This is a genomic window from Nocardiopsis protaetiae (assembly GCF_045446735.1).
GTDB classification, from domain to species: domain Bacteria; phylum Actinomycetota; class Actinomycetes; order Streptosporangiales; family Streptosporangiaceae; genus Nocardiopsis; species Nocardiopsis protaetiae.
The window spans coordinates 1-3,590 of sequence record NZ_JBJJBV010000438.1; the positions used below are offsets into that span (position 1 = coordinate 1).

At 70.4% G+C, this 3,590-nt stretch carries 3 protein-coding genes; all 3 read left to right on the forward strand.

The annotated features are described in order from the left end of the window. Positions 1–786 precede the first annotated feature (786 nt). The 3 genes from ACJOT3_RS33475 to ACJOT3_RS33485 all read left to right on the forward strand — a co-directional run bounded on the left by ACJOT3_RS33475 (position 787) and on the right by ACJOT3_RS33485 (position 3,525). Entirely contained in the window at positions 787–1,440 is a 654-nt protein-coding gene (locus ACJOT3_RS33475) for a response regulator transcription factor (RefSeq protein WP_406977141.1), read from the forward strand. 65 nt (positions 1,441–1,505) lie between these two features. Beyond that, positions 1,506–2,723, forward strand: a complete 1,218-nt coding sequence (locus tag ACJOT3_RS33480; protein WP_406977142.1) for a sensor histidine kinase — start codon at positions 1,506–1,508, stop codon at positions 2,721–2,723. Between the two features lie 505 nt (positions 2,724–3,228). After that, the gene (locus tag ACJOT3_RS33485) at positions 3,229–3,525 is read left to right on the forward strand and encodes a DUF4193 domain-containing protein (protein WP_220565672.1); all 297 of its coding nucleotides are present in this window, start codon (positions 3,229–3,231) and stop codon (positions 3,523–3,525) included. Positions 3,526–3,590 lie beyond the last annotated feature (65 nt).

The following is a 3,590-nucleotide window of genomic DNA, read 5'->3' on the forward strand; positions in this document are numbered from 1 at the left end:
GTCGACGAGGAACTCGTCGCCGGCGGCCTGCGCCGACTGGAGCGCACCGCGGGTCTCGCTGATACGGACCTTGATCTCCGCGAAGAACTCGCCCATTGCACCTCTTCCAGGGGTAGGACCGGAGGACTCCCGTGCTCCGGTCGCAGTCGGTGTCGCGCACGTTGCCGTGCGTGCGCAATGCGGTGTGGTCACGTCCCTGTGACATGCGAGCACGTCGCGGTCCGGCCTTCGGCTCGGGGTCCGCGCGTGCCTTTTACGTCTACCGCACTGTGATCCAGGTCAAACCACCGGCCCCGGTGCGTGATGTTTCCGTGATCGGCCCCCCGATCGCGGCCGCCTTCCGTAGGATGGAAAAGCCGCCGTGGGCGGGCGTCGCGCCGCTCGCCCGGCGGCGGCCGCGGAAGGGGCGCGGGCCGTGTATCCGCGCGTTCGCGGGACGTGTCCCATCACACATTTCCGGGTAAAGCCCGGTGCTTACTTGTTTCTTATTCTTGATGTGTCAGATTCGAGATGTGCGGGGTTACGTCGCCGTCGGCGGTTGGGGGATTCGCCGACGGCGACGCCCCGCGCACAAAGGGGGTCGTGAGACTCCCGGCCCAGCGCCCGTTCCGGCGCGGGGTGAGGACGAGGTCCGGTTCGCGCCGACGGCGCGGCGGGTTTACCGTCTCCTTACCCCCGCCGTGAAAGAACGGTTGACGCGGCCGGGACCGAGAACGCCGCTGCCGGTGTGTTGGGGGATGCGCCGGCAGCGGCCCCTTTTTTCCCAGGTACCGAAGAGGACTAGACGTGCGTGTACTCGTGGTCGAAGACGAGCGTGTCCTGGCCGATGCCGTCGCGGTGGGACTGCGCCGCGAGGCCATGGCCGTCGACGTGGTCTATGACGGCGACACCGCCCTGGAGCACGCCGCGGTCAACGACTACGACGTGGTCGTCCTGGACCGCGACCTGCCCGGCACCCACGGCGACGACGTCGCCCGCACCCTGGTCGGCGAGAGCTACAACGGGCGCATCCTGATGCTCACCGCCTCCGACACCGTCCAGGCCAAGGTCGAGGGCCTGCGCCTGGGCGCCGACGACTACCTGGCCAAGCCCTTCCACTTCCCGGAGCTGGTGGCCCGCGTGCAGGCGCTGGCCCGGCGCTCCACCCCGCCGCTGCCCCCCGTCCTGGAGCGGCACGGCATCACCCTGGACCCGGCCAACCACCGGGTCCACCGCGAGGGCCGCGAGATCGCCCTGACGCCCAAGGAGTTCGCGGTGCTCCAGGTCCTCATGCGCGCCCAGGGCACCGTGGTCAGCGCCGAGGGCCTGCTGGAGAAGGCCTGGGACGAGAACGCCGACCCCTTCACCAACGTCGTGCGGGTCACCGTCATGACCCTGCGCAAGAAGCTCGGCGCACCACCGGTCATCCAGACCGTCCCCGGCGCGGGGTACCGGCTGTGAGACCGCCCGGCCCGGGTGCCGAGCAGCCCTCCGGGCGGCCGCGGCCCGCGGCCGCCGGTGCCGGGGTGGAGCCCACCCGCCCGGGGGACACCGGCACCTGGCGCCGCCTGGGCGCCGCCGACCCGGCCCGTCCGGGGCCCGAGCGGTCGGCCGCCTCCGAGCGGGTCCACCGGTTCGCCGACAACCTCAGCCTGCGCGCCCGGCTCACCCTGATCTACGGGATGCTGTTCTTCGCCGCGGGCTCGGTGCTGGTCCTGGTCAACTACCTGATCGTGGCGGTGCTGCTCAACGCCCTGCTCAGCGAGGACAGCGCCGCGGAGCTGGCGGCGCACGGGTACCTCATCGAGGAGGTCCTCACCCACGTCACCCGGTTCTCGCTGCTGGCGCTGTTCCTGGTGGGGTTGCTCGCGGTGGCCCTGGGGTACGCGGTGGCGGGCCGGGCCCTGTCCCCGCTCCAGAAGATCACCCGCATCGCGCGCCGGCTGTCCGAGCGCGACCTGCACGAACGCATCGCCCTGTCCGGGCCCGACGACGAGATCCGCGAGCTGGCCGACACCTTCGACGGCATGCTCGAACGCCTGGACCGCGCCTTCGACGGCCAGCGCCGGTTCGTCGCCAACGCCTCCCACGAGCTCCGCACGCCCCTGGCGATCAACCGCACCCTGCTGGAGGTGGCGCTCAGCGCCCCGGACGTCTCCTCGGACCTGAAGTCCGTCGGCCGGACCCTGTTGGAGACCAACGCCCGCCACGAACGCCTCATCGACGGCCTGCTCTTCCTCGCCAAGAGCGATCGCGAGCTGGAGGTGCGCGCCCGCGTCGACCTGGGCGAGGTGGCCGGCACGGTGCTCAGCCAGCTCGCCTCCGACATCACCGAGTCCGAGCTGGGCCTGCGCAAGGACCTGCGCCCGGCCGTGGTCGTCGGCGACCCGGTCCTGCTGGAGCGGCTGGTCGCCAACCTGGTGGAGAACGCCCTCAAGTACAACGTCCCCGACGGGGAGATCACCGTCCGCAGCGGCCTGTACGAGGGCCTGCCCGCCGTGCAGGTGGAGAACTCCGGCAAGGTGATCCCCGCCTACGAGATCGAGGGCCTCTTCGAGCCGTTCCGCCGCGGCTCGGGCGACCGGGTGGGGTCGGGCCGCAGCGCCGGACTGGGCCTGTCCATCGTCCGTTCGGTGGTGCGCGCCCACGAGGGCGTGGTCACCGCATGGCCGCGTTCCGGTGGCGGACTGGTGATCACGGTCTGCCTTCCCGTCCCATCAGGCGAGACGCCCGAACGGCGCTGAACCGGGCCCTTTCGGCCCGCCGAACATATCGCCTGGGGCGAAGTAATAGGGCCCAAGCTGCGTCACGCCACGCTTCGTGGTATCTATACGTGTCCGAAGACACGCCCATCCGGGTCACGTGCGCCGACCTCGGGTGGGTATGCTGCCTCGGGCGTGGACACGGAGGGAATCCCTCCTGACGTGCGCATGTCTTCGGTTTTCGCCCGCGGTGAGGGAGTGATCCGCGCTTTGTCCGGGGTGGGCGAAACGGCTTTTCCAGGTCTACGGGGCACCCGATGCCGGGTAGTACTCCAGGGGAAACCGGGTCGAAAGCGGCGACTCTTCTTGGCCGCCTTCGGACACGGTCCCGAAAAAAGTGCTGCTGACCTGTGAGCGGTGGCCCGGGAGGGGGCACGGTTCACCGGTAATCGGGAAACTCATCGGCCGAACCGGGCACAACCGAGGTCTCTCAAGCGTTACTACCCGCGCGACGAGGCACTGAACGAGGGGGATGGAGTTAGCAGAGATGGCCACCGACTACGACAGCCCGCGCAAGACTGACGAGGACATCAACGAGGACAGCCTTCAGGAGCTGCAGGCTCGGCGCGTGGACAAGGGCACCGGCACGATCGACATCGACCCCGACGAGGTCGCGGAGGGCATGGAACTGCCCGGTGCCGACCTGTCGGGCGAGGAGCTCGCCGTTCGCGTGCTGCCGCGTCAGGCCGACGAGTTCACCTGCTCGCGCTGCTTCCTGGTGCACCACCGCAGCCAGCTCGCCGAGCAGCGGGCCGGGCAGCTGGTCTGCAAGGAATGCGCCTGACCGGTCGGGACGGTCGAGGTACCGTCCCGTCCCCGGGCGCCCGGCGCGCCCGCCCCTGACGGGAC